This window comes from Candidatus Magnetaquicoccus inordinatus, from assembly GCF_004217665.1.
GTDB lineage: Bacteria > Pseudomonadota > Magnetococcia > Magnetococcales > Magnetaquicoccaceae > Magnetaquicoccus > Magnetaquicoccus inordinatus.
Genome location: NZ_RXIU01000071.1, coordinates 7,990 through 15,150, shown reverse-complemented (window position 1 = coordinate 15,150; position 7,161 = coordinate 7,990). Strand labels below are relative to the sequence as shown.

6 protein-coding genes are annotated in these 7,161 nt (G+C 49.6%); all 6 read right to left on the bottom strand.

Annotation, left to right across the window (positions count from 1 at the left end; all coding sequences use genetic code 11):
- Window positions 1–701, bottom strand: a 701-nt coding sequence (locus tag EJP87_RS07205; RefSeq protein ID WP_130471187.1) for a hybrid sensor histidine kinase/response regulator, incomplete at its 3' end; no start/stop codon positions are given.
- The gene (locus EJP87_RS07200) at window positions 661–3,654 is read right to left on the bottom strand and encodes a response regulator (RefSeq protein WP_130471186.1); all 2,994 of its coding nucleotides are present in this window, start codon (window positions 3,652–3,654) and stop codon (window positions 661–663) included. The genes EJP87_RS07205 and EJP87_RS07200, both read right to left, overlap by 41 nt.
- A 31-nt stretch (window positions 3,655–3,685) precedes the next feature.
- Entirely contained in the window at window positions 3,686–4,045 is a 360-nt protein-coding gene (locus EJP87_RS07195; RefSeq protein WP_130471185.1) for a hypothetical protein, read from the bottom strand.
- Between the two features lie 25 nt (window positions 4,046–4,070).
- The gene (locus tag EJP87_RS07190; RefSeq protein WP_130471184.1) at window positions 4,071–4,535 is read right to left on the bottom strand and encodes a hypothetical protein; all 465 of its coding nucleotides are present in this window, start codon (window positions 4,533–4,535) and stop codon (window positions 4,071–4,073) included.
- Window positions 4,536–4,644: 109 nt separating this feature from the next.
- Complete coding sequence (locus EJP87_RS07185) at window positions 4,645–6,024, bottom strand: response regulator (RefSeq protein WP_130471183.1); 1,380 nt, start codon at window positions 6,022–6,024, stop codon at window positions 4,645–4,647.
- Between the two features lie 2 nt (window positions 6,025–6,026).
- A partial coding sequence (locus EJP87_RS17735) for a response regulator (RefSeq protein WP_193771211.1) occupies window positions 6,027–7,161 on the bottom strand: 1,135 nt, incomplete at its 5' end.

Sequence of the window (7,161 nt, the reverse complement as noted above, 5' to 3'; positions counted from 1 at the left end):
TCATGACAGACCCGATGCACCACGCGACAGATATCAAACGATTGCGCTTCATAATGGTAGCGACCGGTTTCAATTTTATACAAATCCATCGATCGGTTGATCATCTCCAACATGCGATTGGCGGCATGAATCGCCCGCTGCAGACAATCGGTATGATATTCAGAGAGACCCGCCTCTTCCAAAACCACTTCCGAGAAGCCGATCACTGCCGATAATGGCCCTTTCAAATCATGACGGGTGATGCGTTCAATATCATCACGCAGACGCACCACCTCTTCCAACATCTCATTTCTTTTTGCCAACTCTTTGCGGCTGCGTGCCAACTCCAGATGAATGGACAAGCGTGCCAATACCATCGGAATGGAGAGTGGTTTACGGATATAATCGACGGCACCAAGATGCAAACCATTGATTTCACTCTCTTGGTCCGGCAAAGCAGTCAAAAAGATGATCGGAATATCACGGGTAGCCTCTTCCATTTTCAGGCGGCGTAACACCTCAAAACCATTCATATCTGGCATCAAGATATCCAGGAGAATAAGTTCTGGATGGGGTGGCTTCAATGCCTTGCACAAAGCATTTTCACCATTGCGGGCAGGTACTACGGCATAGAGTTCGGAAAGTACCGAGGTCAATACCTCCAAGGTTTCCGGTGAATCGTCAACTACCAGCACCTTCGGCTTGGCCGGATTTGTGCTCATATGCTTTCTCCTGGTTTTGCTTCATCTGCTCCAGCAACTCGATGATGATTTGTTGGACTCTTTCTGTTTCAAATTCAGTCATCTGCAGAATCAATTGACTCAACAGAGCGGGATCGGTACCACGACGTTGTAAAAGAGGCAACAACTGTTCTAAAGAGCGTCTGGCGGCATTAAAATCCCCATCCAAATCATCGTACATTTGTGCCAAAATGGCTTGCACATCCACTTCTGTAAGGTTATCCATCCTATCAGGTATTGAGCAAGATGGCGATTCTTCTTCCGTCATTAAAGCCGATAAAAGCTGCAAAACTCCAGAAAGCGATTGAATAAACTGGTTGACCAAAACAGGTGATTCCAGCTCATCCACGATGGCCTGTTCCAATTCTCCCGCCAAAGAGGACAAAGGCAGCGCACCAATACCTGCTGCCAACCCGCGTACACCATGCACCAGACGTCGTGCCGTGATCCTATCCCCCAACATAAGCGCGGTCCGCAACTGCTGGGTTGTCTCTTTTTGCCCCAGCAAAAAACGGCGCACAATCTGTCTATAAAGCTGTTCATTACCACCAATGCGCCGAATACCCGCCTGCCAATCCAGTGCCTCCAGCCCATTATCATCCCGCTCTGCTGCCAGAGCAGAGCCTGCCCCAGTGCTGTCGCTTGCAGAAGCTTCCCCCCCATCAACACCAGGTAAAGTAATCAAACGCAGCATTACCTGGTATAATCTCTCTGGATCAAGCGGCTTGATGATATGATCGTTCATACCGGCTGCCAAAGAGCGTTCCCTGTCGCCGTGCATGCCATGGGCAGTCATGGCGACAATGGGCAACTGTTGCCCTTCTGGCAGTTGACGCAGCACACGACAGGCTTCCAGACCATCCATGACCGGCATTTGAATATCCATTAAGACGCAATCATAATGCTGGCGCGCAATCATTTCAATCGCTTGCCGACCGTTGACAGCCACATCCGCCTTGATGCCCACCTGATCAAGAATCTCTTTGGCAATCAAAAGATTGATCTCATGATCATCCACAATGAGTACTTTGACCCCCCGCAAACGAAACAGCGCCTGCCAGGAAAGTTGGTGTTGCAGCGGTTCCTGTTGGGGCACACGCTCCTCTTTCTCCCAATGAGGAAGAGCACTCTCTTGTTGCTCGGCCATCAGCATAGGCAACAAAAAGGTAAATACAGTTCCCTGTCCCAAGCTGCTTTGGGCGTAAATAGATCCTCCCAACAACTCCACCAAGTGCCGACTAATCGCCAAACCCAATCCTGTACCACCATAACGACGGGTAATGGAACCGTCGGCCTGCTGAAAAGCTTGAAACAGTTTTTCCACCTGCTCTGGTTCCATGCCCACGCCGCTATCGCGGACCGAAAATTGCAGGACAGCCCGCTTTTTGTCGCGGATCAACTCCTTGACCGCAACCACCACCTCCCCTTTTTCGGTAAACTTGATGGCATTGCTCAACAGATTGGCCAATATCTGTCCAATACGCAGCGGATCTCCTACCCAAAAGCGTGGCAAGTCATCGGCTAATGCCACCTGTACCGATACTGCTTTACCCTCACCATACCAGGTTGCCACATCAAGCAGATCGGCAATCACCTCATCCAAATTGAACTGTACCCGTTCAATGGCAATTTTACCTGCCTCAACTTTGGAAATATCGAGAATATCATTCAAAATAGCCAACAGTTTGCGCCCAGAGCGTACCACCTTTTCCATATAGCCACGCTGTTTGCGATCCAGTTTGCTCTGCAACAACAACTGGCTCAAACCCAATATGGCGTGCATGGGTGTACGAATTTCATGACTGATATTGGCCAAAAACTCCCCCTTGGCCCGGTTGGCCAACTCGGCACGACGTTCACTTTGCTGCAGTTGCAGGTAGGTTCTTTTCAGAGTCTCCTCAACATGTTTGCGAGCCGAAATATCCCGCAGCACCCCTACTGTACCGATAAAGCGACCTTGCCCGTCTCTTACTGGTGCACTGTACATTCCCGCACTACTGATTTCTCCAGTACAGGCAATCTCTTCACGCTCTCCACTCTCTGGATTATCCATCTGGCTGCTATGCTTGGGACGCAAATGCACCTCCAGACCCAAGGTCTGCCGTTTGCCGGCACGCCGTTCATCAATCAGCTTGGGGGTGGATTTTGGTGCCGCGCCCCCTTTGAGCTGCTTGAGCAGATGGGCAAAACTGATGCGTTCTGCCTGCTCTGCTGCAATGATGCTGCTGAAATGTTGTCCCAACAACTCTTCTGTGCTGTACCCCAAGCGTTCCAATACATGATTGATAAAGGTAAACCGTCCTTTGGCATCCAACTGAAAAATCATGTCGGGAACCGTTTGCACCAAGGTTTGATACTTCTCCTTGGAGGCCAATAAATCGGCATTGAGACGATTCATTTTGTCGTGCAACTGATTCAGTTCACTGTTTTTGCGCAGAATGCTCTCATAGATGGAGAGCAAAAAATTGAGTACCTGATCGCGGTTGGAATCGATATGGAAACGCCGTCCTCCGGTCATTTCTATGGTCCGCGTTGCGGCTGATTCCTGCTGTTGTGACAAGGAGACGCGCAGCAACTCCCAGATTTTGCGTATCAGATCGGCCTCTTCATAAGGTTTCAAAATATAATTGTCTGCACGCGCTTCCAACCCCAAAAGAATCTCTTCCATGGTTGAAAGCTCTGAGAGCAAAATGACAGGAATGGCTTGTTGCCGCGGATTGTCTTTGAGAATACGACACATCTCATAGCCGGACATGACCGGCATATTGATATCGCTGATGATCAAATCAGGGAGTTGTGTCTGGACGCACTGCAAGGCATCCTGGCCATTGGTGGCGGCAAGAACACGAAATTGATTATTTTTAAGAATTTTTTCCAGAAAAAAGGCTTGAACAGGGCTGTCTTCCACGATCAAAATGAGCGGCAAATTATTCATGGGCAACTCTCATGGACGCATTGACCACTTCTCATCTGATTTTTCTGCGGCATTTGGGACACAAGACGAGAGCAGGACGATCATCCTCACTCTCTTCCTCCCACTGTACATGCCAATGGGCACGAACAGCCTCTTCCAAACATCCGTCAAACCAGGCATAACCATCACTATAGCGCCTGCCTGGCTGCGGACAACGCCGATCCCATTGACCAGGAGGAGGAAGGTCTACCCTGCGTCGGTCAAACATTTGCCGACGATCTGTTTGCTGTCGGCGCTTATCGACAAAGGGTACGACGGTCGCCAAAACTTTGGCTTGGGCAGCACGACGATCGGGACGAAAAAAATCTTGCGGATTGCATTGCCCACAAAAAAGTCGAATAACTTGCCCCACCCCCTTCTCCTCCTGAAGTCAACGATCAGGCGTGGCCAACCGTCTCGGCAAAGCGGTCGTCAGCCACTGTCAGCAACGATCCCTCTTCATGATCGGACTCTTCCTCAACAGAAAATCGTCCCAAAATACCACTCAAGCCATGAATAACCTGATTTTGTGCCGTCATGAAACGATCCACTTGCCGGCTGAGCAGGGCATTCTCCTGTTCTACCAAATCGATATAATCATCCCGGTCGGCGATCATCTTGCGCAATTCGGCATTTTTGGCGTTCAAACCAGCGATGGTTTGCAATAAACCACTCATCCGTGCTTCCAACATCACCAGGGCATTGCCTGCCAAAGCCGATTTGTTGGGTTGCACTGCTTCTGCCATTGCCACAGTCGCCAAACTATTGTCGGTGGCATAAATTCCTTCGCCCAGAGCAAGCGGGGAAAAGCTGATACCACCCTGTTGAACTCCTGACGGTTGCTGCTCTACTGACAAATTCATGCTACGTCTCCTTAACATTCTGATTTATCATCATTGATTACCGATACACAGAATCCCGCACCGGCTTTGCAGAATGTTAATGCAAATACAAGACCAAGCGAATTCATCACTATTTATGCTGCATTTCAAAACTGCCGTCCCAATCTTCTGCTGGTGGTACTGCAGAAAAATGGTCACATCGGTTCAAAAAGATTTGCGACACAATATCGTTTGGCACAATCTCCAGACAGTTTTGAAAGGCATCTCGACTCTCCTGCCAGCGCCGTTGATAAAAACAGTCCAAGCCATGCAGGTAGGGGATCAACAACTGTTTCTTGCGCACACAAAGCGGCTCTGGATCGGCATCAAACAGCTCATGAATCAAAACCGATTGGGTTTTACCTTTGACAATCACCCGATCCAGGGGCCGAGATAAAAACTGTCCTGGTTCCAACAAATTATAGACATCGTCAGAAATGACGATGCGACAATCATAATATTTGGTCAACCCTTCCAAACGCGCAGCCAAATTGGCTGCATCACCGATCACCGTAGAATCCATACGGGTTTCGTTGCCCAATGTCCCCATCATCACCGGCCCGGTATGCAAACCAATCCCAATCGTGATGGGATCCCGTTGGGAACGCAGACGCTCCAGATTATAGGCCAACAAGCGACTCTGCATGCCAATGGCTGCCCTCGCCGCATTACTGGCCTGCTCTTTTTCATCACCATCAAACAGAGCCATGATGGCATCACCAATAAATTTATCAATAAAACCATTATGATTGTCGATTGCCGCCTGCATCCGCCCCAAATATCCGTTCAACAGCATAAAAATATCACTGGGCGACATGCTCTCACACAGTTTACTAAACGAACGAATATCACTAAACATCACCGTTATGGTACTTAGCTCCACGGTACCCGGTTTGATATGCTCCAATCCTTCCTTGGCGATGCGTTCCAAAAACTGTTTGGGAACAAATTTTTCAAAGGCTTTCATAATGATGGCAATCGCCTGCGTCTCCGCCAGCTCGATGCGGGTGCGATGCAACTCCTCATAGGCCCTTTTTTGCTCCTCCAAGGAGCGGGTCAAATCCAGGTTCAAAGCATGAATGCGATTGCGCGACAAGACATTTTCCAAATGGGTCAAAACCCGCGCATGCACCACAGGCGGACTGATGGGCTTGGTGATATAGTCAACCGCTCCCACCTCAAAGCCTTTGACCTCATCTTCCACCCCGTGCATGGCAGTAATAAAAATAACCGGTATGGCACGGGTTGCTTCATCCGCTTTCAAACGACGGCACACCTCATAACCATCCATGCCCGGCATCATAATGTCCAATAAAATCAGATCGGGTGGTAAGGCAGATTGTACAGCACGCAAAGCCTGTTCCCCGCTTTTCGCCACCAAAGTCTCACAATAGGGTGAAAGCAGATTGCTGAGTACTGTTATATTGAATCGCTCATCATCGACAATGAGCACCCTCCCCCGACGCTCCATGGTCACTTTTCCTTCCTGAGGATAATGCCACAACCCTGTGCCAATGTATCAAGCACCAGCAACGCCTCTTCAAATTCAAACTCTTCTATCGACTGGGCCAAACGCCGACAATGCGCTTGCAAAGAAGCGGTTCTGCAATGTGGCTTGATCTCCTCCAACTTGTCCGCAGAACGTGAGTGACCTGCAGACAATAATTGCTGCAACTCTTCCAACAACGGCTGCAAAACCCCTTGATCGACCTCTCCTCCATCCGGGAGTGCTGCCCCCTCCTCCAACCCGGAATCATCAGCCGAAGCGTTTTCCTCCGCCGGCAGATCCTGCTGCATAGATTCTATACCATGAAACACACGGCCAATCTCATTACTGAATTGCTCAAGCAAAGAGGCATACTCCACACCCTCCCCCCCCTTCAGCGAGGTTTCCAAATCCCTGGTGATGCGATGCAAAGCATGTGCTCCCAAAGATCCGGCAATGCCCTTAATGGTGTGCACCAACCGCAAAACCTCCTGACGTTTCCCCTGCTGCAACTCGCCACGAATGGTGCGCACCACCTGTTGATAATCACGATAAAATTCGCGCAACAAACGATTCAGCAGCTCACGATTTCCCGCCACCTGCCGCAAACCAATAGCCAAATCAATTCCTGGTATCTCCTCTGTGCTCGCCTCTTTTTCCTCAACAAGCTGTTGCTTGCCGACTGGCGCTTCTGCACGGCGATTTCCCGGAGTGATCCAATGCACCAAAGTCTTGAACAGCTTGTCTGGATCAATCGGCTTGGTAATATGATCATTCATCCCGGCAGAAAGCGATTTTTCACGATCACCAACCATGGCATGCGCCGTCAACGCGATGATCGGCAAATTGGTCCCGCCCGGCAGTTTACGGATTAACTGCGTGGCTTGAAAACCATCCATTTCCGGCATTTGGATATCCATCAAAGCAATATCAAAACGGTTTTTCTTGACCGCCTCCACCGCTTCCAAACCATTGCCCACCACGGTGACCTCCAAGCCGTGACCAACCAATAAGGCGGTGGAAACCTGTTGATTGATTTTATTGTCATCGGCCAAGAGGACACGAGCTCCCATGATTCTTTGCGCCGCTTCGGTATTTTGCACCGGATCCAGCTTGCGATTT

Coding starts and splice junctions, on each gene's coding strand:
- EJP87_RS07200 (WP_130471186.1), bottom strand. CDS start 3,654: ATGAATAATTTGCCGCTCATTTTGATCGTGGAAGACAGCCCTGTTCAA.
- EJP87_RS07190 (WP_130471184.1), bottom strand. CDS start 4,535: ATGAATTTGTCAGTAGAGCAGCAACCGTCAGGAGTTCAACAGGGTGGT.
- EJP87_RS07185 (WP_130471183.1), bottom strand. CDS start 6,024: ATGGAGCGTCGGGGGAGGGTGCTCATTGTCGATGATGAGCGATTCAAT.